The following is a 25,227-nucleotide window of genomic DNA, read 5'->3' as shown; positions in this document are numbered from 1 at the left end:
GGTGGGTGTGGACCTTGGTACGCACACCTTCCCGTCGTGCCGACCAGGGTTGGCACGTACCGGAGCAGGAGGCCAACCCGGGTTGGCACCCACCTGAACCCGGCTCAGGCCGGCTCGTCGGGAATCTGCAGGCTCTCCAGCCTGGCGATGCAATCCTTCAACTGCAGCTTGCGCCGCTTCAGGCGCTTGGCTTCCAGTTCGTCCTCGCCGTTGGCCGCCATGCGGGTGATCTGTTCATCCAGCAGGCGGTGCTCGGCGCGCAGGGCGGCGAGGCGTTCGACGATCTCGGCGGGGTCGTAGGTGTCCACAGGTTCCGAGCATACACAGCGATGATGACCGCCGGGAGAGGGGAATACCGACCCCCGGCCGGGGCCGCTCCGAGCCGTTAGAATGGAGCCCATGAGTGCCGTGATTTCCCTTCCCGATCCCCAGCCGCGCGCCGCCCGCGATCCACGCGTGGCCGAGCGCGAGCAGCACAAGCTGGCCAAGCGCCTGCGCCGCCAGGTCGGCGAGGCGATCGCCGACTTCGGCATGATCGAGGCCGGCGACAAGGTCATGGTCTGCCTGTCCGGCGGCAAGGACAGCTACACCCTGCTGGACGTGCTGCTTCAGCTGCAGAAGAAGGCACCGGTGCCGTTCGAGCTGGTGGCGGTGAACCTGGACCAGAAACAGCCGGGCTTCCCTGAGCACATCCTGCCGGAGTACCTGGCTGGGCTGGGCGTGCCGTACCACATCATCGAGCAGGACACCTACTCGGTGGTCAGCCGGGTTATTCCGGAAGGCAAGACCATGTGCTCGCTGTGCTCGCGCCTGCGTCGTGGCGCGCTTTACAACTACGCCGAAACCCACGGTTTCACCAAGATCGCGCTGGGCCATCACCGCGACGACATGGTGGCCACCTTCTTCATGAACCTGTTCCACCACGCCAAGCTGGCGGGGATGCCGCCGAAACTGCGCAGCGATGACGGCAGGCACGTGGTGATCCGGCCGTTGGCCTACGTGCGCGAAAGCGACATCGTCGACTACGCGCAGGCACGCCGGTTCCCGATCATTCCCTGCAACCTGTGCGGCAGCCAGGAGAACCTGCAGCGCCGCCAGGTCGGCCTGATGCTGAAGCAGTGGGAAAAGGACCATCCCGGCCGCATCGAGCAGATCGCGCGCGCCATGGGTGACGTCCGGCCCTCGCAGCTGGCCGACACTACCCTGTTCGACTTCATGGCGCTGGGCCGTCGCGACGATGCGCCGCTGCCCGATGCCCATGCCTGGCTGGCCGGTTCCCCGGCCGACGCCGACGCAGATCCCGAGACGCCCACCGTTTAAGGTCGGTCGCCCTTCCTCTTTGCCATCCGGAATTCCATGTTCTTTCGCAACCTGACGTTCTTCCGTTTTCCGACCGCCACCGATTTTTCCGAAGTCGATAGCCTGCTGCCGCACGCCGTGCTCAAGCCTGTTGGCGCGCTGGAAATGAACTCGCGCGGCTTCATCTCGCCGTTCGGCCGCGAGGAAAAGGAGCAGCTCTCCCACCGCATCGCCGAACACCTGTGGCTGACCGTGGGCGGCGAGGACAAGATCCTGCCGGCAGCGGTGGTCAACGACCTGCTCGAGCGCAAGCTGGAGGAGATCGAGGAGAAGGAAGGCCGCCGCCCAGGTGGCCGCGAGCGCAAGCGCATGAAGGACGACCTGCTGCATGAACTGCTGCCGCGCGCCTTCGTGAAGTCCTCGCGCAACGACGCCTTCATCGACCTGCAGCACGGCTATGTGGCGGTGGATACCTCCAGCCGCAAGACCGGCGAGTACTTCATGTCCGACATCCGCGGCCTGCTCGGCAGCTTCCCGGCGATGCCGCTGAACGCCGAAGTCGCGCCGCGCTCGATCCTGACCGGCTGGATCGCCGGCGAGCCGCTGCCGACCGGACTGAGCCTGGGCGAAGAGTGCGAGATGAAGGACCCGGTGGAAGGCGGCGCGGTGGTCAAGTGCCAGCACCAGGAACTGCGCTGCGACGAGATCGACAAGCACCTGGACGCCGGCAAGCAGGTGACCAAGCTGGCGCTGATCTTCGAGGACAACCTGTCCTTCGTCATCGGCGACGACCTGATCGTGCGCAAGCTGAAGTTCCTCGACGGCGCCCTGGACCAGCTGGAGCATGCCGACGAAGACGGACGCCGCGCCGAGTTCGACGCCCGCTTTGCCCTGCAGAGCGCCGAGATCCGCCGCCTGTTCCTGTTGCTGGAAGAAGCCTTCAAGCTCAGCAAGGCTGACTGAACAGGCAGCGCGACGGCCGCCGGTCATCCGGCGGCCCGAAGCGGCGCTATGCTGGGCGCATGAGCCGTCTGCTGCGCCGCCTGATCAGCCCGACCCCGCCCGCCACCGTACAGCGCGACACCGTTCGCCTGCGCCTGGAGGATGCCGAGATCGAGGTCCTGCGCGTGCGTGATCCGCGTGCGCGGCGCATCAAGCTGAGCGTGGACGAACGCGGCGCACGCCTGACCCTGCCGCCGCGCGCGAGCCTGGTGATGGGCGAACGCTTCCTGGAACAGCACCGCGAATGGTTGGCGCTGCAGCTGCGGCAGTACCAGGGCCAGGGCCTGCCGCCACCGTTGCAGCCGGGCGAAGACGGTGTGCTGCCCCTGCGCGGCGAACTGCTGCCGCTGCGCTGGCAGGAAGGCCGCTACGCGCGCCTGGAGATCGACGCGCACGGCGCCTGCGTGCAGTGGCCGACCCGCGGCGGCGACGCCACCCTGCGCCGTCTGCTGCGCGAATTCTACGAAGCCCAGACCCGCGCCGACGTCGGCCGCTGGCTGCCGAAGTACCTGCCCACTCTGCCGCGCGCCCCCAGCCGCCTGCGGCTGAAGGTGATGTCCTCGCAATGGGGCTCGCTGGCCCCCGACGGCAGCATGGCACTGGACCTGGCCCTGGTGCTCGGTCGTCCGGAAGCGTTCGAGTATGTGCTGGTGCACGAGCTCTGCCACCTGATCCAGCCCAATCACTCGCCTGCGTTCTGGCACGAAGTGGAACAACGCTTCCCCGCCTGGCGCGAGCAGCGCGACTACTTCCAGCTGGAAGGGCGACGCCTCAAAGCGATGCTGCACCAGCTGCTGTGACCGCACCCCGCACCCTGTAGAGCCGAGCCCACGCTCGGCTGACGCGCGCAGCGCGGGGTTCCAGTCATCACGTTGAAGAGCAGCCGAGCATGGCTCGGCTCTACAGAAGAGCGCGCACAGCGCGCGACCCGCTTTGCTCCTGCTCTTCCTTCCTTCTTCCGTGGTGGGCACACAGGAAACTGTCCGTGGCCGGGCGGGGTGGGTTGCGCAGGGGCGTGAGCCGCATGGATGCGGCGACCGAGCTTACAAGGACGTACTTGCAGCGACCCCTGCGCAATCCACCCCGGCCGGCCGAGCACGGCTTCTGATTTGAACGACCCGCCACGAGGGCGCAGCCGTTGGCCGAAACCCTCACCCCGCCCGCAACGCCGCGGCCGCCGCCCACCGCGCCGCCACCCGCGGCGCCGTAATGCACACTGCCTGGTCGGTCACCGTCGTCACCGCACGCTCCAGCAGCTGGATATCCGCCTCATGCTGGCGCGCCACATGCGGGTCCTCGAAGAAGATCGCACGCTGGCAACGCCCCTCCAGTACCCGGTCGGCAATCTGCGCATCACCGCCCATCGGGCCGCTCTGGTAGCGCGTCACCCACGGCGTATCACGCGGCCAGCCCCGGCTCCAGGCCAGTTCGTTCAAACGCTGGCCGGTGGTGCCGGTCGCCACCCGCTCGCCGAACCGGGCCAGCACATCGAAATGCTCATCGGCGAAGGCCAGCATCGCCGGCTTCATCGCATCATGCGCGATCAGTGCCAGCGTCTGGCTTTCGAACGCATGCAGGTCGTCAGCGCCGCGGTCTGCCGGCAGCCCGGCGTGGACGCGCTCCACTTCGACCCAGTCGCGTGCGGTGGCCACGGTCGAAATGAACGGCTTGCCGTGAATCACGCACTGCCGTTTCAGCGCCGTGGCTTCTGGAAACACCGAGGATGGGTCGACCGGATCGATCAGGTAGATCGCGCCATCCAGTGTCCGATCCGGACCCATGCCGACGACTTCGGCGACCAGCTTCATCAGGCCACCCTCGCGTCCGTACGGGTAACGGTGCAGGCCCGCGTACCCGGTCAGGAAGCCCTGTCGTTCGATCGCGTCATGGGTGCGACCGACCGCATGCAGCGACACGCCCAGCTCGCGCAGGCCGGGCTCGCTGCTGCGCAGCCAACGGAACAGCGCGGCGCGCGCGTCGTGGTGATGAAGACGGTTGGCAGCCAGGCCGATGCGCATCGAACGCTCCGCAGTTACGGGTGAAGGCGGCAGTGTATGTCGGCATTCCCCTATCTGGATGCTTTTACAACTTTCTTCATTGCCGTCGGTCCGCACGTCGATAGCGTGGCAGGCAGCGGTACCGCAGCGCGGCCGTTCCTTCCGCCCGCGAGATGAGGATGCCTACCGTGAATGTCGCCGGCCTCCCGGCAGCCATTGCTGTCATGGCCAGCCTGCTGCTGCCTGCCACGGCCTCCGCCACGGGCTGCAGGACACCGCTGCGCATTGCCTGGCCTTCCGACCGCGCACCCTTGTCGTCCAGCGAACAGGGTGAGGCACGGGGGCTCGGCGCGGTGTACCTGGAGCTGTTGGGGCGGCAACGGCCACTGCAGCTGCTGCCCGTGCCGGCCGCCAGCGTGGACCGGGATGAGCTGCCGGCCGGCACCCAGGCGCTGCTGGGGTGGCCACGCTCGCAGCTGCCCGCCGGGTGGGTGGCCAGCACGCCCTACCTGCAGCTGCCACAGGTGATCGTCCGCCGGGAGGGTACGCCGCCGGTGCTGGGCCTGGAAGATCTGCGTGGACGCACCGTGGCCAGCCCCAGCCGGATGCCGCTGCAGGGGCTGCTGGCCGAGCAGGCAACGGGTGCGCAGCTGCTGCCACCGGCAGCGCTGGACGATGCGCTCCCGCTGCTGGGCACCGGCCTGATCGATGCCGTGGTTGCCAACCTCGGCGAAGTCGAGGCCGCGTTGCGCCGCTACCAGGGCGATGCACTGCTGATCGCTGCGCCGGCCGGTTTCGATGATGCCCTGGTGCTGGCGACCACGCCCGCCTGCGCCGATGTCATCGCCGGCTTCGAGCAGGCGCTGTCGCAGCTGACCGATCCCGAGCGCGATCAGATCCGCGCGGCCTGGCTGCCGGACCGGCCGCGCAATTGGCCGTCATCGTCACCCCTGCGCTGGCTGGTGCCGGCCTCGTTGATCCTGCTCGCACTGGCGCTGGTACATGCCTACGGTTACTGGCGGGTGCATCGCGAAAGCGTGCGGCGCCGAGTCGTGGAGCAGCGCCTGCAGGAGGTGACTGCGAACCTGCCGGCGGTGGTCTACCAGGCGCGCCGTTCGGCGTGCGGTCACTACAGCTTTCCGCAGATCGCCGGCGACGTGCAGTCCCTGTTCGGAATCAGCGTGGAGAGCGCGCGCATCGATCACCAGTGGCTGCTGGCTGCGGTCCACCCCGAGGACCGCAGCAGGGTGATGGCCTGTATCGAGACAGCCGCATTGGCGCGTGGCCCGATCGATGTCACTTTCCGTACCCGTTCACCACAGGGCTGGCGATGGGTGCGTTCGCATGGGCGACCGTTGTCCTGCGACGATAGCTACGTCGAGTGGAGCGGCTACTGGATCGACGTCAGCGAGGTGCAGTCACGTACCCGCGCGCTGGCCGACGCGCGCCGCGAGGCCGAGCAGGTGGCACAGGCCAAGGCGCACTTCCTGGCCACGATGAGCCATGAGATCCGCACGCCGATGAGCACGCTGCTGGGCATGCTCGAACGGCTGGCGGGCAGCAGGCTGGAGCCACGCCAGCAGCAGGTGCTGGCCACGGTGGATGATGCGGCGCGGATGCTGCGGCAGATCCTCGACGATGTACTGCACAGCCAGCGCCTGCAGGGCGCACCGCTGCAGTTGCGGCCCACCGATCTGGCGGCACTGGTGCGCGCGGTGCAGCAGCTGCTGATGCCGGTGGCCGCCAGCCGCGGCCTGCACCTGCAGGTGGTGCTTGATCCGGAGATGCAGCCGGGATCGCTGGCCGATGGCCTGCGCCTGCGCCAGATCCTGTTCAACCTGGCCGGTAACGCACTGAAGTTCACCCGGCACGGCCACGTGGAACTGCGGTTGCAGGTACTGCAGCAGCACGCCCGCGGGCAGCGGCTGCGCCTGCAGGTAAGCGACAGCGGCGTGGGCATCAGCGAGGAACGACAGCAGGCGGTGTTCGCCGCCTATGCCCAGGCGGAGCGCTCGACCACGCGGCGCTTCGGCGGCAGTGGGCTGGGCCTGGCGATCTGCCGCGAGCTGGCAACCTCGATGGGGGCGGAGCTGCAGCTGCGCAGCTCCCCTGGGGAGGGCACCACGGTATGGATGGATCTGGACCTGGAGGCCTGCGAGGCACCCATGGCCGCACCTTCGGCGGCATCAGCGGATGAGCATCCATTGCCGGCGGCGTGCGTACTGGTGGCTGAAGACCATCCTACCAACCTGCAGCTGCTGGAGCAGCGCCTGTGCGCGCTAGGGCTGCGGGTCCACGCCTGTACCGATGGGCAGTCGGCGCTTGAAGCATGGCAGGCGCAGCCGTTCGAGCTGGTGATCACTGACTGCCACATGCCGGGCATGGACGGCTTCGCACTGGCGCGGGCGATCCGCGCTGATGCCTGCCCGGCACGTGCGCAGGTGCCGATCATCGCGCTCACGGCCAGCGTGATGGAAAGCACCCGCGAAGCCTGTCGCGCGGCTGGCATCGACCACTTCCTGGCCAAGCCGGTGGAGCCGCACGTGCTGCGGGCGCTGCTGGCGGTACTGCTGGCGCCGGACTCAGTGGGCCAGTAGCCGGACGATGCTGGCGGCGGCATCGCGGCCCTGGGCCACGGCGGTCACCACCAGGTCGGCACCGCGTACCGCATCACCACCGGCGAACAGGCGCGGATGCGCGGTCTGGAACGGCAGGCGATCCTTGCCTCCGGCCACGATACGGCCGTTGGACCGGCCTTCCACGCCGTGCTCGGCCAGCCATGCCGGAACGGTCGGCGAGAAGCCGAAGGCGATGATCACCACGTCGGCCTCCAGCAGCGATTCGCTGCCATCGATCGGCACCGCGTTCTGGCGGCCGTTCGCATCCGGCTCACCCAACCGGGTCTCGACCACGGTTACGCCGATTACTTCGTCATCGGCGCCGGCTTCGATCGACAGCGGCTGCCGGTTGAACAGGAAGCGCACACCTTCCTCGCGTGCATTGGCGACCTCGCGCGCGCTGCCGGGCATGTTGGCTTCGTCGCGGCGGTAGGCGCAGGTGACCTTGGCCGCGCCCAGCCGTATCGCGCTGCGCACGCAGTCCATGCCGGTATCGCCACCGCCGAGCACCACCACGCGCTTGCCGTTGAGATCGGGCAGGGCGATGGTGTCTTCCCAGCCGGCAATCGGCCGGCCCTTCGGATCATCACCACCGACGATGCGGCTGTTCTGCACCAGGAACGGCAACGCCGGCAGCACGCCTTTCAGGTCCTGGCCGTCGAGGCCGCCATCGGTGTAGCGGTAGGCGCCGGTGCCGACGAACACCGCATCGTGGGTATCCAGCAGCTGCTGCAGGCTGATGTCGCGGCCGATCTCCACGCCGAGGCGGAACTGCACCCCCATGCCCTCCAGCACGTCGCGGCGGCGACGGATCACGTCCTTGTCCAGCTTGAAGCTGGGGATGCCGAACTGCAGCAGGCCGCCGATCTGCTCGTAGCGGTCATAGACCACGGCGGCAATGCCGGCGCGAGCCAGGCGGTCGGCACAGGCCAGCCCCGCCGGACCGGCGCCGATCACCGCCACGCTGTGGCCGGTCGGCTGCACCGCGGCCAGATCCGGGCGCCAGCCACTGGCCAATGCGGTATCGACGATGTACTTCTCCACCGCGCCGATGGTGACCGCACCGAACTCCTCCAGCGTGCAGCTGCCTTCGCACAGCCGGTCCTGCGGGCACACCCGGCCGCACACTTCCGGCAGCGGGTTGGTGCTGTGGCACAGCGTGGCCGCCTCGTGGATGCGGTTCTCCTGCACCAGCTGAAGCCACTGCGGAATGGCGTTGTGCACCGGGCACTTCCAGCTGCAGTACGGGTTGCCGCAGTCCAGGCAGCGGCCGGCCTGGTACTGCGCGTCTTCCTTGCCGAACCTGCCGTACAGCTCACCCCAGTCGCCGGAGGTGCGCAGTTCCACCGGAATGCGCTGCGGCATGGTGCGGGGCAGGTCGAGGAACTGGAAAGCGTGCTTGCGGCTCATGGCGGGCTCTGTAATGCGAGGGGGAACGTTGCCGGCCAGCGGCCGGCACTACCGGAAAACATCACGCGGCGCGTCGCAGGGTTTCGGTCAGCGACTCGATGCTGGCGGCCTTCGGTTTGACCAGCCAGAACTTGCCGATGTAATCGCGGAACTCGTCCAGGATCTGCTGCGCCCAGATGCTGCCGGTCAGCTCGCGGTGGCGGCCGATCAGGCGGTGCAGGTGCTGGCGATAGTTCTCGAAGCCCTCGGCGGACACGCGATGGATGTCGATCAGCTCGTGGTTGTAGCGGTCGACGAAATCGCGATCAACGTCCAGCACGTAGGCCAGGCCGCCGGTGAAACCGGCACCGAAGTTCAGCCCGACCTTGCCCAGCACCAGTACCACGCCATCGGTCATGTACTCGCAGCAGTGGTCGCCGGCACCCTCCACTACCGCCAGCGCGCCGGAGTTGCGTACCGCGAAGCGCTCGCCCGCCCTGCCCGCGGCGAACAGCTCGCCGCCGGTGGCGCCGTACAGGCAGGTGTTGCCGATGATGGCGGTGCTGCGTGCCTCGAAGCGGGCACCGCGCGGCGGTCGCACCACCAGGCGGCCACCGGCCATGCCCTTGCCGACGTAGTCGTTGGCTTCGCCTTCCACCTCCAGGTGCAGGCCACCCACGTTGAACGCGCCGAAGCTCTGCCCGGCGCTGCCGCGAAAGCGCAGTTCCAGCGGCGTGTCGGCCATGCCCTGGTTGCCGTGCGCACGCGCCACCGCGCCGGCCAGGCGGGTGCCGATGCTGCGGTCGGTGTTGTGGATCAGGAAGCGATGCTCGCCGCCGCGCTTGTGTTCAATGGCGGAGGCAAGCAGGCCATCCATCTGCGTGGCCAGGCTGTCCGGCGATTCGTACAGCCGCTGCGCGGCGCAATGGCTGCCCTCGTAGCGGCTGTCGGCCAGCAGGCGTGACAGGTCCACGCGCACGCCATCACGGGGCGCTGCCTCGATCTGCCGCAGCAGGTCGGTGCGGCCGACGATCTCTTCCAGCGAACGCGCGCCCAGGTAGGACAGCCAGCCACGCACTTCTTCGGCCAGCAGCCGGAAGAAGTTCTCCACGCGCTCCGGCTGGCCGGTGAAGTGGTTCTCGCGCAGGCGTTCGTCCTGGGTGGCCACGCCGGTGGCGCAGTTGTTGAGGTGGCAGATGCGCAGGTACTTGCAGCCCAGCACGATCATCGGCGCCGTGCCGAAGCCGAAGCTGTCCGCGCCCAGCAGCGCGGCCTTGACCACGTCCAGGCCGGTCTTCAGCCCGCCATCGGTCTGCAGCAGGGTGCGCCCGCGCAGGTCGTTGGCCAGCAGCGCCTGGTGCGCTTCGGCCACGCCCAGTTCCCACGGCACGCCGGCATAGCGGATCGAGCTGACCGGCGACGCACCGGTGCCGCCGTCATGGCCGGAGATGGTGATCAGGTCCGCACCGGCCTTGACCACACCGGCGGCGATGGTACCAACGCCGGCATGGCTGACCAGCTTCACCGATACCAGCGCGGTCGGGTTGACCTGCTTGAGGTCGTAGATCAGCTGCGCCAGGTCTTCGATCGAATAGATGTCGTGGTGCGGCGGCGGCGAGATCAGGCCGATGCCCGGCCGCGCGTAGCGCAGACGTGCGATCAGTTCGTTGACCTTGTGGCCGGGCAGCTGGCCGCCCTCGCCGGGCTTGGCGCCCTGCGCGACCTTGATCTGCAGCACTTCGGCATTGACCAGGTACTCGGCGGTAACGCCGAAGCGGCCCGAGGCGACCTGCTTGATCTTGCTGCGCTTCGCGGTGCCATAGCGCGCGGGATCCTCACCGCCTTCGCCGGAATTGCTGCGGCCGCCGAGGCGGTTCATGGCGATGGCCAATGCTTCATGTGCTTCCGGCGACAGTGCGCCCAGGCTGATCGCCGCAGTATCGAAGCGCGGGAACAGGGTACTGGCTGGAGCGACCTCGTCCAGCGGCACGGGCGCGGCCGCCGGCACCAGCTCCAGCAGGTCACGCAGCGCCGATGGCGGGCGCGCATGCACCGCATCGCAGTACTGCTGCCACGCACGCGGGTCACCGCTGCGCGCCGCGCGCTGCAGGGTGGTCACCACGTCCGGGTTGTACATGTGGTATTCGCCGCCGTGCACGTACTTCAGCAGGCCGCCGACATCCACGCCCTGCTGCGCGTCCCAGGCCTGCGCGCACAGTTCGCGCGCGTCGGCATCCAGGCGGGCAAAGCCGGCGCCGCCGATGCGCGAGGCGGTATCGGGGAAGCACAGGTCCACCACTTCCGCTTCCAGGCCGATGATCTCGAACAGCTGCGCGCCGCGGTAGCTGGCCACCGTACAGATGCCCATCTTCGAGATGATCTTCGACAGGCCCTTGTAGATACCCTTGCGGTAGCGGCGGCCGATCTGCGATTGCTCGCCGCCCTTGCTGAGCTTGAGGATGCCGCGACGGCCCAGGTCGAACAGGGTCTGGTAGGCCAGGTACGGGTAAACCGCCGTGGCACCGAAACCGAGCAGGCAGGCCATGTGGTGCGGGTCACGCGCGGTGCCGGTTTCGACGATGAGGTTCACGTCGCAGCGCAGCCCCAGCCGCGAGAGGTGGTGGTGGATGGCACTGGTGGCCAGCAGCGCATGCACCATCGGCCGCCCGGCCACCGGGTAGCGGTCGGACAGCAGCAGCATCACCATGCCATCGCGCGCGGCCTGTTCCGCTTCGCTGCAGATGCGTTCGATGCCGGCGCGCAGGCCTTCGTCTTCGCTGTAGGAAAGGTCGAGCAGGCGGTTGGCCTGCACGTACTGGTCCATCTTCAACAGCTGGCGCAGCTTGCGCTGGCTCAGTACCGGCGAATTGAGGATGACGTGGTTCACCGTCTCCGGGCCGGCATGGAAGATGTTGGTTTCCTTGCCGAGCTGGGTGGACAGGGACATCGCGCAGTCCTCGCGCAGCGGGTCGATCGGCGGGTTGGTGACCTGCGCGAAGGCCTGGCGGAAATAGTCGTACAGCGGTCGGCTGCGCTGGCTCAGCACCGCCATTGGCGTGTCGTCGCCCATCGAGCCGGTGGCTTCCTGCTCGGTCTCGGCCAGCGGCCGCAGCACCTGTTCCACTTCCTCGCTGCTGAGCTGGTACAGCTTGTGGTAGCTGCGCAGGGTGCCTTCGTCGAAGGGTTCTTCCACCAGCGAGGGGTCGATCAGTTCGGTCTGCAGGTAGGTCACGCCCTGCTGCAGCCACTGCTTGTAGGGCGCGCGGCCGCGGTTGATGCGGTCGACCGCATCGGAGTCGAGCAGGTCGCCGCGCTTGAGGTCGATCGCGATCATCTCGCCGGGGCCGAGCTTGCCCTTGCGCACCACGCGCTCGGTCGGCACTTCCCACACGCCGGCTTCGGAGGCGACCAGGAAGTGGCGGTCGGCGGTGAGCATCCAGCGCGCCGGTCGCAGGCCGTTGCGGTCCAGCGTACACACCGCATAGCGGCTGTCGCAGGCGACGATGCCGGCCGGGCCGTCCCACGGCTCGCTGTTGAGGCCGTGGAACTCGTAGAAGGCCGCCAGGTCCGGATCCTTGAATTCCAGCGACTGCGTGGCAGGCGGTACCAGGATGCGCAGCGCCTGGATCAACTCCATGCCACCGGCGACCATCAGCTCCAGCATGTTGTCCAGGCTCTGCGAATCCGAACCGTGCATGGAGATGACCGGGTCGAATTCACCAATATCGAAGCGCGGCGTCTTCCACACCTTGCTGCGTGCCTGCGCCCAGCGACGGTTGCCTTCGATGGTGTTGATCTCGCCGTTGTGGGCGAGCATGCGGAACGGGTGCGCCAGTGGCCAGCGCGGCAGCGTGTTGGTGGAGAATCGCTGGTGGAACACGATCGCGCTGGAGGCCAGCTCGCGGCGCTGCAGGTCCGGGAAGAAGCGGCTGAGCTTGTCCGGCAGCACCATGCCCTTGTAGCTGATCGCATCCGGGGTGAGCGTGGTGACGTAGAAGTCGGCGTGATCGCGCAGCTGCTGTTCGCTGCGGCGGCGGGCCAGGAACAACGCCAGCGCGAAGCCGGCATCATCCTGGCCAACCCCCGCATCGACGAACACCTGCTCGATGCGCGGCAGCGTGTCGCGCGCCAGTTGGCCGCAGACGCTGTCGTCGGTCGGTACCTCGCGCCAGCCAGCGACCTTGCAGCCCACCGCTTCCACCTGCGCCTGCAGCTGCGCGCGGCAGGCCTGCGCCGCGTCGGCGTCGTGCGGCAGGAATACCAGGCCGGCGGCGAAACGCGCGGCGGTGGCGATGCCGGCTTCGCTGGCCAGCAGTTTCAGAAACGCATCGGGGCGGCGCAGCAGCAGGCCGCAGCCATCACCGGTCAGGCCATCGGCGGCAACACCGCCACGGTGGGTCATGCGCGAAAGCGCGGCGATGGCGGTATCAACCAACAGGCGCGATGGTTGATCGTCGAGCTGGGCGACCATGCCAAATCCACAGGCATCGCGCTCGGAGCGCGGGCCGTAAAGCCCTTGGCGGTTGCGGGGGGCCATCTCTACCTCGATGCGTATAGGGTTGGCGGCGACACTCGTCCCCGCTCATTCCCTGGAGCGCATCGTGAGGCCACCGGATGCCTCGACTAGATCACAGGTTGCTGCAACGCCGCAATACACGGTTGCAGGTGCAACAGAACGCGCCGGCAACCCCGTGCCGGCGCGGGGCGGGACTCAGCCGCAGCGCACGCCGCTGATGGCGCCCTTGGCGTCCACCTCGATGTTCAGGCGGTCGCCGAGGAACTCCATCGTGGCCACATCATTGGGCTTGAGCACGCGTACCTGGCTGGCGCCTGCATCTTCCTGCGCCTGCTTGCCCAGCCCATCGGTGTAGGCCTGGCCGACCAGGCTCTGCACCTGGCTGGCATCGCAGGTGCCGACCGGCGGCGCCTCGATGGCCTTGCCGGCTTCGTCGGCCGGTGCCTTGGCGGCTTCGGCCGCCTGCTGGGCGTGGGCCGTGGCCGAATCCTGTTCATCCAGCGCCGGTGCCTGGCAGGCGGTCAAGGCCAGCACGGCCGGCAGCAGCAGGGCGGAGAGCGAACGGGCGCGAATCGGGAACGACATCATGACTCCGGAAGGGGTTGTGAAGACCCGAGCATAGCGGCGAACCGGCCCTCACGTGTTTGTCTTGTGTTATCGACAGGATCGCGGCACGGCGACCGCGACACTACTGGCATGCCGACCGCCTCCACTCCCGAACGACAGGCCGCGCGCGCGGCCGGCCTGCGCTATGTCGACGACACCCAGCCGGGCATCAGCCGGCGCCGCGCCGGAAAAGGTTTCAGTTACCGCGATGCTGATGGCCACGCGATACGCGACGCCACCACCCTGCAACGCATCCGCGCACTGGCGATTCCACCGGCCTACACCGCGGTGTGGATCTGCGCCCACGCCAACGGCCACCTGCAGGCCACAGGCCGCGATGCGCGCGGGCGCAAGCAGTACCGTTACCACCCCGACTGGGCGAAGGAGCGCGACGCCGGCAAGTTCGACCGCATCATCGCCTTTGGCGAGGCCTTGCCCACGCTGCGGCGGCGGTTGTCGCGGGATCTGAAACGGCCGGGTTTCCCTAAGGAAAAGGTGCTGGCCATGGTGGTCGCGTTGCTGGCCGACACCCTGGTGCGGGTCGGCAATGAGACCTATGCGCAGCAGAACCGGTCATTCGGACTGACCACACTGCGTAACCGTCATCTGGAGCTGCTGCGTGGCGGCCGGGTGCGCATGCGTTTCCGCGGCAAGTCCGGGCAGCTGCAGGAGGTGACCGTGGGCGATCGCAGGCTGGGGCTGCTGGTGCGGCGCCTGCAGCAGCTGCCGGGGCAGGCGTTGTTCCAGTACCGCGATGACGACGGTGCGCTGCAGCCGGTCGACTCCGGTGCGGTGAACGACTACCTGCGCGAGGTGATGGGCGAGGACTTCACTGCCAAGGATTTCCGCACCTGGGGCGGGACCGTCGCGGCGGTGCAGGCGTTTGCTGCCACCGAGCTGCCGGAACCGGCCAGCCAGCGTGCGCTGGCGCAGGCACAGCGCAGCGTGGTGTGCCAGGTGGCGGCCCGGTTGGGCAACACGCCGGCGGTGTGCCGCAAGGCCTATATCGACCCGTGCGTGTTCGTCGGCTGGGAGCGCGGTGAACTGGCCACGCTGGCCGGCCTGCGCGGGCCGCGCCAGTGGGAGCAGGCCACCCTGCGCGTGCTGCGCAGGGCACGCCGGCTCAGCCGCAGTCGTCAGCCGCAGTAGATCGCGACGATATTGTTGGTGCGGCCCTTCTCGATGGTCAGGCGGTCGCCGCCTTCGCTGGCCGGTGGCACCCGCGGGCCGTCGTGGCGCAGGACCCGCACGTGCAGGCTGTCGCTGTCCACGCGTGCACGGGCCACAGTGGCGTCCGAGGCGGCCAGGCCCACCGCGCCGCGCACCCTGTCGCTGTGGCACTGGCCGGAAATCACGCCGTCGATCGGCTGCACCTGGGCCATCGGTGTGCTGCTGCAGGCGGCGAGGGCAAAGCAGACGGCGGCGGTGGCGATGGCATGTTTCATGGAGGCGTTCCCTGTGTGGTTGCGTGCAGGGTGCGACGGCGCACGTGGTGGCGGAATGAATGCCGTGCACATCGTGGACACGGCGCGCTCACTGCCGCCAACAGCGTGCGTAGAGAGACTGCAGGTGCGGCGCGCGCCGCCCCCCCGGTAGTGTCGGCCGCTGGCCGGCAGCCCCGTTCCCTCCCGAGGAGACCTGCATGGCCACCACCAAGAAGACACCGGCCCGCCGAAAGGCATCGCCGAAAGTGCGTAAAGGCAGCACCCCGGCCAAGGCGGTCGCCGACCCCGATCGCCCGCGAGTAGTGAAGACCGCGACCCGCAAGGCGGCCGCCAGCGATCCGCGGGCAGCACGCGTCGCGGCCCGGCAGCGGCGCCTGCAGGACCAGGAGAAGGCCAAGGACGCCCGGGCGGCCAGCAAGGCCACGAAGAAGACCGCGACCCAGGCCGGCGCACGGCGCCAGCCGGAGGCGATGCCGGCGCAGCAGCTGGCCAAGCCCGGGCATGAGCACGAACTGGAGCTGGCGCCCCGCTTCCTTGCACCCGACTACGCGGGCAGCGGCAAGCTGCAGGGCATGCGTGCGATCGTCACCGGTGGCGACTCCGGCATTGGCCGTGCGGTGGCGGTGCTGTTCGCACGCGAAGGCGCGGACGTGGCCGTGCTGCACCTGGACGAGGCCGAGGACGCGGACATCACCCGCCAGCACGTGGAGCGCGAAGGCGGCCGTTGCATCGTGATCGCCGGTGACGTGCGCGATCCGCGCTTCTGCGACAAAGCGGTGAAGCAGGTGGCCAAGGCGTTCGGCGGCATCGACATCCTGGTCAACAACGCCGCGTTCCAGCTGCACTGCGAGCGGCTGGAAGACCTGGAAGACGCGCACCTGCAGGAGACCCTGCAGACCAACATCGGCGGTTACATCCAGATGGCGCGCGCGGTGCTGCCGCATCTGGGCGAGGGCGCCAGCATCATCAACACCGGTTCGGAAACGGGCATCTTCGGCAGCAAGGCGCTGATCGACTACTCGGCCACCAAGGGCGCGATCCATGCGTTCACCAAGTCGCTGGCCAGCCAGCTGCTGCCACGTGGCATCCGGGTGAACTGCGTGGCGCCGGGGCCGGTGTGGACGCCGCTGAACCCGGCCGACAAGCAGGCCGAGGACGTCGCCCAGTTCGGCAAGGACAGCGACATGGGCCGGCCCGCACAGCCCGAGGAACTGTCGCCCGCCTATGTGTTCCTGGCCTCTCCGGCCTGTGCCAGTTACATCAGCGGGGTGATCCTGCCGGTGATGGGCGGTCCACGTGGGTGAGACGGGGCTGCCGGCCGCTGGCCGGCAGCCTCAGGGCACGGTCACCGCAGGCGCATAGAGATCGGCAATGCGTGGAATGAACTGCTGCGGATTGGCACCGACCAGGTTGGTCAGCACCACCACCGCCACGCCGCGCTCGGGATAGACCACGAACGCCGCACGCGCACCGCCGATACCTGCCACCTGCAGGTCGGGCGATGCGCGCAGTACCGGCCAGCCCTCCGCCCACGGGCCGGCACGGCCATCCGCCAAGCGCTCTGCGCTCCACATCCGCCGCAGGGCCGCCTCCGGCAGCAGGCGGCCTTCGGTCAGCGCGGCCAGCCAGCGCGCGGTGTCGTCGGCGGTGGTGAGGATGCCGCCACCGGCCCACAGCGAAGGCGGTATGTCGTAGAACCAATGCGACAGGCGTGGCGGTGCATCGGCCGCGTCGGTGGCACGCGGGGCCAGGCTGTACATCGTCGCCGCATCCGGAATCAGGTCGTAGCTGTCGCCGAAGGTGGTGCGGGCCATGCGCGCGCTGCTGAACTGGCCGGTGGCGAGGAAACGTTCGTAGGGCATGCCGGATTGCTTCGCGATGATCCGTGCCAGAAGAACGTAGTTGGTCTGGTTGTAGGCGAAGCGCTGCCCGGGTTCGGCTTCGACCGGCTGCGCAGTGACGGCCGCCCACGCCTGCGCTTCTGAGCCAGCGCCCAACAGCCCGTTCGCATCAAGGATGTCCGGAAGGCCGGAGGTATGCGCCAGCAGCTGGTGTACGCGTACGTCTCTCCACGCTGGTGGAAGATCATCCAGGTAACGCGAGGCCGGCGCGTCCAGATCCAATCGCCCCTCCTGCGCCAGCTGCGCGGCGGCCACGCCGGTGAACGCCTTGGTGGCCGAGTTGAGCGGGAAGCGGGTGTGGCGCGAAGCAAGCACGCCGTTCTCGACGTTGGCCAGGCCGTAGGCCTCGGACAGCACGATCTGCCCGTCCTTGACCACCGCGACCTGCAGCCCGGGGATGCGCTGCTGCATCATGATCTGGCGGATCAGGCGGCGGGTCTGGTCGTTGGCATGGTCCTGGCTGGCAGAGACGGCGGTGAAGGGCAGGGCACTGATGAGCATGAGCACGACTCGGAGCATTGGACGGAACATGCGGAATTCCAGCGGGCGTTGCGAATCGGATGCGGACAGCGCGCCAAAGGTTTAAGTGCTCGGCGCCGCTACCGTTCGTCGGCCCATGACTTCCGGGGGGTTGACTACAGCTGTCGTCAAGCTGACAGTGGCGACACGTGTAGTCAAGGGAGTGGTGTCATGCGTGGCAAGACCATCGGGGACCAGGAGCTGGCCCTGCTGCAGTACATCGATGAACATGCGCCGGCCAGCGTCGGCGAGGTCGCCAGTGGGTATGGAGAGGCCCGAGGCCTGGCCCGTTCCACCGTGCTGACGATGATGGAGCGGCTGCGGGCGAAGGGGTATCTTCAGCGCCGGCAGCAGGACGGCGTCTACCGCTACCAGGCCACCCGTGGCCCGCAGAGCGTGCTGCAGGGTGCCGTGGCCCAGTTCGTCGACAACACCCTGCAGGGCTCGGTGTCGCCGTTCGTGGCCTACCTGTCGCAGCGCCAGCAGGTCAGCGACAACGAGCTGGCCGAGCTGGAAGCGCTGGTCGCCCAACTCCAATCGCGTCGCCACGAGGGCTGAGCCATGGACACCACGATGCTGATCCCGATGCTGGAACGGCTGGGCTGGACGAGCCTGCAGACCGTACTGCTGGTGGCGCTGGTGTACGGCCTGTGCCGCGTGCTGCCGTCGCTGTCGGCGGCCACCCGCTGCCGCCTGTGGTGGCTGGTCTCGCTGCAGGCCGTGCTCGGCCTGTTCTGGAGCCAGCCGTTGCAGTTGCCCTGGCTGCCGGCCCCGCAGGCGGTGGCGATGACCGCAACCGACGTGGCCGCTGACATGGTCTACCCGCTGGCCCCGGAGGCCTCGGCACAGTTGCTGGCCGCGATGCCGATGCCTGCAGCGGACGTGCCGGCAGTGGCGTGGTGGGCCGTTGCACTGGCTGCGCTGTGGGCATCCGGCGTGCTGCTGATGGCGCTGCGCACCTTGGGTGAGTGGCGCCGCTGCCGCGCACTGCTGGCTGCGGCCTATCCCTGCGAGGTCGAGGCGCTGGTACAGGCGCTGCAGCTGGCCTCCGATGCGCACGGCGTGCGTCCTGCGCCGCGGTTGTGGATGAGCACGCAGGTGGACGCACCGCAGCTGGTCGGGCCGTTCCGCCCGGTGCTGCTGCTGCCGGCCGGCGACAATGCCCTGCAGGGCGATGCGCTGGACCTGGCCCTGACCCACGAACTGCAGCACCTGCAGCGGCGTGACCTGCAATGGGGCCTGCTGCCTGCACTGGCCCAGCACCTGTTCTTCTTCCACCCGCTGCTGCGCCTGTCGGTGCGTGAATATGCACAGGCGCGCGAGGAAGCGGTGGATGCAGCGGTGGTTGGCCAACATGGCGCCAGCCGCCAGGCCTATGGCCGCCTGTTGCTGCAGTTGGGCGTGGCCCCGCAGCCGCATCTGGGCGTGGCCAGCGCCGCACCGAGCACCACCAGCCTCAAGCGTCGCCTGCTTTCGCTGCAGTCGCCCCGGTCCTGCCCGCGTCTGCTGGCGGTGGCGCTGACCGCTGCGGTGGTGGTGGTGGGCGTGGCGCCGATGCGGCTGGTCGCAGCGCCGGTGCCGCCCGCCCCGCCCGCCCCTCCGGCCGCGCCGAAGGCCGTGGCGCCGCCACCGCCTAAGGCCCCGGAAGCACCGTCCGCACCGCCGGCGGCCGCGGCTGCCCCAGCGGCACCTGCCGCACCGGCAGCCCCGGCCGAACCTGCTGACGCGACCGGGCCCGACGATGCCGACGTGGCCGACGTCGACGATTCCACCGGCATGGCCGAAGACGATGAAGGCACGGTGTCGGCCGCCCGCTCCATCACCACCTACGGCCGCCTGGACCTGGGCAAGTCGCCCCGGGAGGCTTTTGTGCTGGTCGATGGTGATTCGACTTTCGCCAACGGCGGCATGGACGACGTGACGGTGGCCCGCAGGCAGCTCGGCAAGGGCCCGGCGCTGTGGTTCCGCCAGGGCGACAAGCGCTATGTGGTGCGCGACCCGATGCTGATCCAGAGCCTGCAGCGTGCCTACAGTGGTGCCGCAGAGCTGGGTCGCCAGCAGAGCGAACTGGGCCGCCAGCAGAGTGCGCTGGGTCGCCAGCAGGGCGAACTCGGCAGGCAGATGGGTGAGATGAGCCGCCTGCAGGGCGAGGAGTCGCGCCGCATCGCACTGATTGCCGCCGAGGCTGCACGCAATGCGATGGCCGCCCACGACATCAACCGTGAGGCCGCCGCGGAAGCGGCGAAGGCAGCGCGCGGTGCAACCGGCGATATGGCCGTTGCGCGTGAGGCTGCACGCGAGGCCGCCGCCGAGGCACGTCGTGCGATGCAGGAAGCCCGCAGCGAGGCCACGCAGTCCGGCCGCACCCGTGACATGCGGCGTCTGGCCAACCAGCAGTCTGAACTGGCCAGCCGCCAGACGGCACTGGGCAGCCAGCAGGCCGCGCTGGGCGAGCGCCAGGCACGCGTGCATGCGCAGGCATCGCAGCAGGCACAGCAGGTGATCGCGCGTGCACTGGCCAGCGGCAAGGCCGAGCAACTCTGATCGGTAGTGCCGGCCGCTGGCCGGCACCACCCCGGGTCGATCAACCGCAGCTGGCGCGCTCGATGCGGTTCTGCGCATCCACCTGCACGGTCACGCGGTCCTGGCGGAAGTCCATGGTCACCGCCATGCCAGGCTTGACCACCCGTGCATTGCGCGCGCCGCTGGCGGCCACCAGCTTCTTGATGGTGGCTTCGTCAGCCGTCTTGCCGGTGAAGGCCTCGAGCGCCTCCGGCCTGCATTCGTGCGCGGCGTCGGCCACGGGCGCTGGCGCGGGATCGGGGGCGGTGCTGCTGCCGGCGTGGCTGCAGGCGGCCAGTGGCAGGATGGCAAGCAGGGCAAGCGGATTGAGGCGCATCGTCGAGCTCCAGGCGTGGATGGTGGCGGCAGTGTCACCGCTGCCACCGTCAGGGCATGTCAACGCTGCCCCGTGTCATTACTGCCCGACCAGCGCCAGTGTCTCGCGCTCGCGCTGTTCCTCGCGCACCAGCCGCTGCAGCAGCAAGGCCAGCGTCACCACGTCCTGATGATTGTGATCGGCCACCCGGCGCAGGTTCACGGCGTCGCCGCCACGCAGGAAGCGCAACCATGCTCCCGGTGCCTCCGAGCCCGGCAGGTCGTCCTCGCGCACCACGCGCAGCAGCTGGCGCTCGATGGTGGACAGCCTGCAGTTCTCCCAGGTGCCGCGATAGCGGCGACGGGTGGGGTAGAGCAGGTCGACGTGGTCCAGCGCGGTGATCGGATCGCGTTGGCGCGCCAGCCGGTAGCGCGCCTTCAGCAGCGGCGCATCGTAGCTGCGGCCGTTGTAGCTGCAGAACACGGTGGAGGGCTGCAGCCAGCTGGCGAAGGTGGCCAGCATCGCTTCTTCCGCAGCCATGGTGGACATCAGCAGCTGGCGGATGCGCAGGCCTTCGCCACGCTGCGGGCACACGTACCAGTCGGCCGCGCCGATCATGAAGGCACGCGTGCCGGTGCCACCGGCCAGGCCGGTGGTCTCGGTATCGAAGAACAGCAGGTCGCGCGCAGCTACGTGCTGGTCCTCGCGCTTGGCGAAGGCCAATGACAGCGGGGTGGTCGGGATTGGTTGCGGCTGCAGCGATTCGATCAGGAACAGGCCCGGTGCGATCTCCTCGCCGGGCAGCTGACGATCCTGTGCGCTGGCGCGTGCCGGCGTGGCACTGCCGCGGGAGCGCAGGCCGAGCAGGCGATGCAGGCTGCCTACTTCCGGCCGACGCAGCGGTACGGGTGCCGGTGCGGAGGCCGCAGCGCCGGTCGGCTTGTGGCGGATTTCCTGTTCGACCCAGGCGAACACCGAACGTTCGGCCGGTGGTTGCCGCGCATCGTTGGCGGCCACGGGCGCCGGTGGCGCAGGGGGCGCGTCCGGCGCGGCCGGTGTGATCGCCTTCGGGTCGCCGGCCTGCTTCCGCAGCAGGCGCAGCTTGTCCAGGCTCAGGCTCACGGTGCCAGCAACTCCATCGGCTCGCGCGTGGTGATCACCACGTCGGGCACATGCTGGCAGGCGTCGGCATCGAACAGGTCGAGCACGCGCAGCGCCAGCGTGCGCGGCGAAGTCTCATCGTCTTCCTGCGCGGCCAGCACCGGACCTACGCAGGCCGGGCAGCCAGCCTTGCAGTCGCAGCGCTGCACCAGTTCACGCGCGCGCTGCACCAGCTCCGCCTGGCGTTGCCACAACGGCTCGCTGAGGCCGACGCCACCGGGGAAGTTGTCATACAGATACACAGTGGGCACGAATTCCTGCAGCAGTTCGACAACGCCAGGATCACCCCCGCTGCCGCGCAACTGGCCACGGCCGCTCTGGTCGGCGATCGCAAACCAGGAACCATCGCCGTTGCCGACCGACTTCTGCAGGTCGCGCGCATCGGCCATCACCGCCACGGTGGCGACGATGTGCAGCGCATACGCCGCACCGAGGAAGCCATCGAGCGCATCCTGCCTGCTGGCGAACGCGCGCAGCAGCAGTGCCTGCGGCAGCTGCCACCACACTGCGGTGGTGTGCAGTTCCTGGTCGGGCAGGTTCACCGGGCCGTAGCCGATGTTTTCGTGGGTGTAGTAGCGGATCTTCTTGTAGCCGGCCACGCGCCGCACTACATGCACTTCGCCATGGTGCGAATCGCCACGGCCGGCCACGCCGCCGTCGAAACGGTCCAGCACCTTGAGCTTGGTGAAGTCGATGCTGTCGGTGTAGTAGTCCACGTGGGTACGGGTGACGTAGGCCTTGCGGCCCTCCCAGTCCAGCGTCTCCACCTGGTACGGGGTGGACTGCACCATGTGGATCGCCCCTTCGTACAGGGTGAGTGCGGCGGCGGAGTAATCGACCTCGGCGATGATCTGCTGGCGGCCATCGCTGCGGTCGACCACCACGAAGTTACCGTCGGCCACCGCGCGCAGGCTGACCGCATTGGCGGGATAACTGTCGGCAATCCATTCCCAGCGCTCGCCTTCGCGGTGGATCACTTCGGTCTCTGCCAGCGCTTCCAGGAATACCTCCGGATCGATCGGGCCGAAGCCATCGCCGACCCGGAACGGCAGCTCGAAGGCCGCGCACCGGATATGGTCGAACAGGATCAGCGGCTGGTCCGGCGCGATACGCGCGTGCTCGGGCGAGGCCTCGGCGAAGAAGTCCGGATGCCGCACCACGTACTGGTCCAGCGGCTGCGAACTGGCCACCATCACCCCCAGCGCGGGCTGCTGGCGGCGACCGGCACGGCCAAAGCGCTGCCAGGTGGCGGCCACGCTGCCGGGGTAACCATTGAGGATGACCACGTCCAGGCTGCCGATATCCACGCCCAGTTCCAGCGCCGACGTGCTGACGATGCCGTCGATGTTGCCGGCACGCATCGCGCGCTCGGTCTCACGCCGCTCGGTGGGCAGGTAGCCACCGCGGTAGGCGCGGACGCGCGGCGGCTTGCGCGGGTCGTGGTCGAAAATGTCCTTCAGGTACTTGGTCAGCACTTCCACCATCAGGCGTGTCTGCGCGAACACCAGGGTCTTCAGCCCGGACTTGATCGCGATGCGCGCGATGCGGTTGCTCTGCGACCGCGCCGAGGCGCGCAGGCCCAGGTCCGGATTGATCACCGGCGGGTTCCACAGCAGCACCTGTTTCGGCCCGCTGGGCGCGCCGGATTCGGTGATGGCGGTGACCGGCGCCTCGATCAGCGCCTCGGCATGTGCCTGCGGGTTGCCGATGGTGGCCGAGCACAGGATGAACTGCGGTTGCACGCCGTAGAACGCGCAGATGCGCTTGAGCCGGCGCAGCACGTTGGTGACGTGGCTGCCGAACACGCCGCGGTAGGTGTGTACTTCGTCGATGACGATGTAGCGCAGGTTCTCGAAGAACTGCGCCCACTTGGTGTGATGCGGCAGGATCGCCTGGTGCAGCATGTCCGGATTGGACACCACGATGTCGCCATGCAGGCGGATCGCCTGGCGCGCATCACCCGGGGTATCGCCATCGAAGGTGAAGGCCTTGACGCCCAGATCGCCAGCACGGTTGAGTTCCAGCAGCTCGGCCACCTGGTCCTGTGCCAGCGCCTTGGTCGGGAACAGGTACAGCGCCTTGGCCTTGTCCTGCATCGCCGCGCTGACCACGGGCAGGGTGTAGCACAGCGACTTGCCGCTGGCGGTGGGGGTGACGATGGCCACGTGCTCACCACGCTGGCTGGCCTCCCAGGCCTCGGCCTGGTGGCTGTAGAGCTGCTCGATGCCGCGTGCCTTCAGGGCCGCGGCCAGGGCCGGCGGCACCGACCTGGGAATGGGCGCGTAGCGGCCTTCGCGGCCGGGAATGGCGAAGCTGCCGGTGATGCGGTCCTGGTAGCGGCGCTGCAGGCGCGCGCTGAGCAGGGCGCCGTCGCGGGCGGGCAGGCCGTCGCGGGTGGCGAGCTTCTGCTCGGCGTCAGCGGTGCGCTTGGCGAGTTCGTAGGCCATGGAAGAGGAAGCGGGGACGGATTGCGAGGGATCACATGGCACCACATCCACGTCTCAGGATGTGAGACATCGCACACGGAGGGCGTGAACCGTTCAGTGCTCGCGTCCCGTGGCGCCGCCGCATCCCCCTGGCTGAACAGCTGCCAGTGCAGCAACGAAATCTGAAGCCGGCATCCGTATGCTTGGGCGCTGGACGCAACCAACAGGGTGGATGGCTGTGGCACGACGTGGAACGCAGGGAGCACTCCTGGCCGGCATGCTGCTGGCCGGCATCGCACAGGCGCAGCAGGCCGCGCCGGTGGCGGTATCCGATCCTGCACCCGTTCCCCCTGCAGATGCGCCGCCCGCCCCCACCGCACCGATCTCCACCACCTTGCCGCAGGACAACGTCACCACCCTTGGCGAAGTGCGTGCGCTCAAGCCCGATGACGAGCCGCTGGACCTGTACCGCTTCAAGAACCCCGTGAAGTTCGGCGATAACCGCTTCAGCCGCGACTGGAGCGAACCGCCATCGCCGGAGCAGGTCAGCATGGGCGGTGGCTACATCATGATGGGCGTGGTCAAGGGTGTGATGGCGGCAGCCAAAGGCATCAACAAACTCACCGGCGGGCCGGACCAGATCCAGGCGGCCGTGGCGCGGCCACCGCCAGAGCTCAGCGCCGAACAGCAGCAGCGCGCGCTGCGGTTCTCACAGGAGCAGGATGCCGGCGACACAGCGCCAGTGAAGTAGGCCGGTATATGCTGCTGGCCCCCCACCGGTAATGCTGTCATGTCCCTGCGTTCGTTCTGCCTGCTGGCCGCGTTGCTGCCGGCCTCCGCCTTCGCGTCCGATATCGCCGATGGCGGCGCCTGCCGCAATGGCGCATTCCCCTCCGAACAGAGCCGGTTCGCGCTGGCGCGGGTGGTCGACGTACCGCGCCTGTACCTGCTCGGCGACATGGATGGCTGCCCCGCCAAGGGCGAACCGGCCTGCCGCCAGCGCAGCTATGTGGTCAACGGCGATACGGTGGTGACCGGTCGCGACCTGGGCCGTTACCGCTGCGCGTTCTTCCCGAACAAGGTGGGCGGCAGCGCCGGCTGGGTGGACCGCAGCAAGCTGCAACCGTTGCCGGTAGCCGTGCCCACGCTGCAGGACTGGGCGGGCAACTGGAAGGACGGCGACAACGGCCTGCGCATCACCGTGCAGGGTGGGCAACTGCATGTGGAGGGGGACGCCTACTGGCCCTCCGCCAACCCCACGCCGGAGCAGCGCCCGTATGGGCCGAACCTGGGCCAGGTGGAAGCGCGTGCCATACCGCAGGGTGCCGATGTCGAGTTCGCCGAGGACACGTGCCGGGTTCGCGTGCACTCGCTGGGTGAGGTGCTGATCGTGGCCGACAACAGCGAATGCGGTGGCATGAACGTGCGTTTCAACGGTGTGTACCGGCGCGCCGGAAAACGTTGAATGGC

Annotated in this window: 20 protein-coding genes; 10 read left to right on the top strand and 10 right to left on the bottom strand. The window is 68.7% G+C overall.

Annotated features, from left to right (window positions below):
* Nucleotides 1-104 precede the first annotated feature (104 nt).
* Complete coding sequence (locus VG543_RS10230) at nt 105-308, bottom strand: YdcH family protein (protein WP_005407501.1); 204 nt, start codon at nt 306-308, stop codon at nt 105-107.
* A 91-nt stretch (nt 309-399) separates the two neighbouring features.
* Between VG543_RS10230 and ttcA the strand changes: the two genes are divergently transcribed.
* Genes ttcA through VG543_RS10215 form a run of 3 tightly spaced genes read left to right on the top strand, consistent with a single transcriptional unit; the run spans nt 400 to nt 3,101 of the window.
* Nucleotides 400-1,320 carry a tRNA 2-thiocytidine(32) synthetase TtcA gene (gene ttcA / locus VG543_RS10225; protein WP_171953210.1) on the top strand — a complete coding sequence of 307 codons (921 nt, stop codon included), beginning with the start codon at nt 400-402 and terminating at the stop codon, nt 1,318-1,320.
* Between the two features lie 36 nt (nt 1,321-1,356).
* Nucleotides 1,357-2,262, top strand: coding sequence for a recombination-associated protein RdgC (locus VG543_RS10220; protein WP_423179115.1), 906 nt, complete (start codon nt 1,357-1,359; stop codon nt 2,260-2,262).
* 59 nt (nt 2,263-2,321) lie between these two features.
* The gene (locus VG543_RS10215; RefSeq protein ID WP_423179117.1) at nt 2,322-3,101 is read left to right on the top strand and encodes a M48 family metallopeptidase; all 780 of its coding nucleotides are present in this window, start codon (nt 2,322-2,324) and stop codon (nt 3,099-3,101) included.
* Between the two features lie 351 nt (nt 3,102-3,452).
* On the opposite strand, the gene VG543_RS10210 is transcribed toward VG543_RS10215, so the two are convergent.
* Nucleotides 3,453-4,319, bottom strand: coding sequence for a methylglyoxal synthase (locus VG543_RS10210; RefSeq protein ID WP_155028751.1), 867 nt, complete (start codon nt 4,317-4,319; stop codon nt 3,453-3,455).
* Nucleotides 4,320-4,486: 167 nt separating this feature from the next.
* Here VG543_RS10210 and VG543_RS10205 point away from each other — a divergent pair, with 167 nt between their 5' ends.
* On the top strand, nt 4,487-6,895 hold the full coding sequence (locus VG543_RS10205) for an ATP-binding protein (RefSeq protein WP_423179131.1): 2,409 nt from the start codon (nt 4,487-4,489) through the stop codon (nt 6,893-6,895).
* On the opposite strand, the gene VG543_RS10200 is transcribed toward VG543_RS10205, so the two are convergent.
* The 3 genes from VG543_RS10200 to VG543_RS10190 all read right to left on the bottom strand — a co-directional run bounded on the left by VG543_RS10200 (nt 6,881) and on the right by VG543_RS10190 (nt 13,406).
* Nucleotides 6,881-8,326 carry an FAD-dependent oxidoreductase gene (locus tag VG543_RS10200; RefSeq protein WP_423179118.1) on the bottom strand — a complete coding sequence of 482 codons (1,446 nt, stop codon included), beginning with the start codon at nt 8,324-8,326 and terminating at the stop codon, nt 6,881-6,883. The two genes, VG543_RS10205 and VG543_RS10200, sit on opposite strands and share 15 nt — an antisense overlap.
* Before the next feature lie 61 nt (nt 8,327-8,387).
* Nucleotides 8,388-12,842 carry a glutamate synthase large subunit gene (gltB, locus tag VG543_RS10195; RefSeq protein WP_423179119.1) on the bottom strand — a complete coding sequence of 1,485 codons (4,455 nt, stop codon included), beginning with the start codon at nt 12,840-12,842 and terminating at the stop codon, nt 8,388-8,390.
* A 174-nt stretch (nt 12,843-13,016) separates the two neighbouring features.
* A complete protein-coding gene (locus VG543_RS10190; RefSeq protein WP_026347258.1) occupies nt 13,017-13,406 on the bottom strand; it encodes an I78 family peptidase inhibitor in 390 nt (129 codons plus the stop codon).
* Between the two features lie 111 nt (nt 13,407-13,517).
* Between VG543_RS10190 and VG543_RS10185 the strand changes: the two genes are divergently transcribed.
* Nucleotides 13,518-14,576 (top strand): DNA topoisomerase IB, encoded by a 1,059-nt coding sequence (locus VG543_RS10185; RefSeq protein ID WP_233653404.1) that lies wholly within the window; start codon nt 13,518-13,520, stop codon nt 14,574-14,576.
* Here VG543_RS10185 and VG543_RS10180 read toward each other — a convergent pair.
* Entirely contained in the window at nt 14,564-14,872 is a 309-nt protein-coding gene (locus VG543_RS10180; RefSeq protein WP_019661972.1) for a hypothetical protein, read from the bottom strand. The genes VG543_RS10185 and VG543_RS10180 overlap by 13 nt on opposite strands.
* A gap of 197 nt (nt 14,873-15,069) precedes the next feature.
* On the opposite strand from VG543_RS10180, the gene VG543_RS10175 reads away from it, so the two are divergent.
* On the top strand, nt 15,070-16,176 hold the full coding sequence (locus VG543_RS10175) for an SDR family oxidoreductase (protein ID WP_134732406.1): 1,107 nt from the start codon (nt 15,070-15,072) through the stop codon (nt 16,174-16,176).
* A gap of 30 nt (nt 16,177-16,206) precedes the next feature.
* On the opposite strand, the gene VG543_RS10170 is transcribed toward VG543_RS10175, so the two are convergent.
* Nucleotides 16,207-17,274: a serine hydrolase domain-containing protein gene (locus VG543_RS10170; protein ID WP_032955530.1), complete on the bottom strand. Its 1,068-nt coding sequence runs from the start codon at nt 17,272-17,274 to the stop codon at nt 16,207-16,209.
* Between the two features lie 189 nt (nt 17,275-17,463).
* Between VG543_RS10170 and VG543_RS10165 the strand changes: the two genes are divergently transcribed.
* Nucleotides 17,464-17,850 (top strand): BlaI/MecI/CopY family transcriptional regulator, encoded by a 387-nt coding sequence (locus tag VG543_RS10165; RefSeq protein ID WP_019661969.1) that lies wholly within the window; start codon nt 17,464-17,466, stop codon nt 17,848-17,850.
* A 3-nt stretch (nt 17,851-17,853) separates the two neighbouring features.
* Complete coding sequence (locus VG543_RS10160) at nt 17,854-19,836, top strand: M56 family metallopeptidase (protein WP_423179120.1); 1,983 nt, start codon at nt 17,854-17,856, stop codon at nt 19,834-19,836.
* A 40-nt stretch (nt 19,837-19,876) separates the two neighbouring features.
* On the opposite strand, the gene VG543_RS10155 is transcribed toward VG543_RS10160, so the two are convergent.
* From VG543_RS10155 to VG543_RS10145, 3 genes are all read right to left on the bottom strand, one after another.
* Nucleotides 19,877-20,191, bottom strand: coding sequence for an I78 family peptidase inhibitor (locus tag VG543_RS10155; protein WP_251102932.1), 315 nt, complete (start codon nt 20,189-20,191; stop codon nt 19,877-19,879).
* 78 nt (nt 20,192-20,269) lie between these two features.
* Nucleotides 20,270-21,292 carry a ribonuclease H-like domain-containing protein gene (locus tag VG543_RS10150; RefSeq protein ID WP_423179121.1) on the bottom strand — a complete coding sequence of 341 codons (1,023 nt, stop codon included), beginning with the start codon at nt 21,290-21,292 and terminating at the stop codon, nt 20,270-20,272.
* Nucleotides 21,289-23,778, bottom strand: coding sequence for a DEAD/DEAH box helicase (locus tag VG543_RS10145; protein ID WP_423179122.1), 2,490 nt, complete (start codon nt 23,776-23,778; stop codon nt 21,289-21,291). Before VG543_RS10145 ends, VG543_RS10150 begins: the two co-directional genes overlap by 4 nt.
* Nucleotides 23,779-23,989: 211 nt before the next feature.
* Here VG543_RS10145 and VG543_RS10140 point away from each other — a divergent pair, with 211 nt between their 5' ends.
* Together VG543_RS10140 and VG543_RS10135 are read left to right on the top strand one after the other, a co-directional pair.
* On the top strand, nt 23,990-24,508 hold the full coding sequence (locus tag VG543_RS10140) for a hypothetical protein (RefSeq protein ID WP_423179123.1): 519 nt from the start codon (nt 23,990-23,992) through the stop codon (nt 24,506-24,508).
* 39 nt (nt 24,509-24,547) lie between these two features.
* Nucleotides 24,548-25,222: a hypothetical protein gene (locus tag VG543_RS10135; RefSeq protein ID WP_111103581.1), complete on the top strand. Its 675-nt coding sequence runs from the start codon at nt 24,548-24,550 to the stop codon at nt 25,220-25,222.
* The last annotated feature ends 5 nt before the right edge of the window (nt 25,223-25,227 follow it).

This window comes from Stenotrophomonas sp. CASM101 (genome assembly GCF_049384845.1).
GTDB classification, from domain to species: domain Bacteria; phylum Pseudomonadota; class Gammaproteobacteria; order Xanthomonadales; family Xanthomonadaceae; genus Stenotrophomonas; species Stenotrophomonas hibiscicola.
Note: the sequence above shows the minus strand (reverse complement) of the source record. Positions and strands in the feature narration are given on the sequence as shown.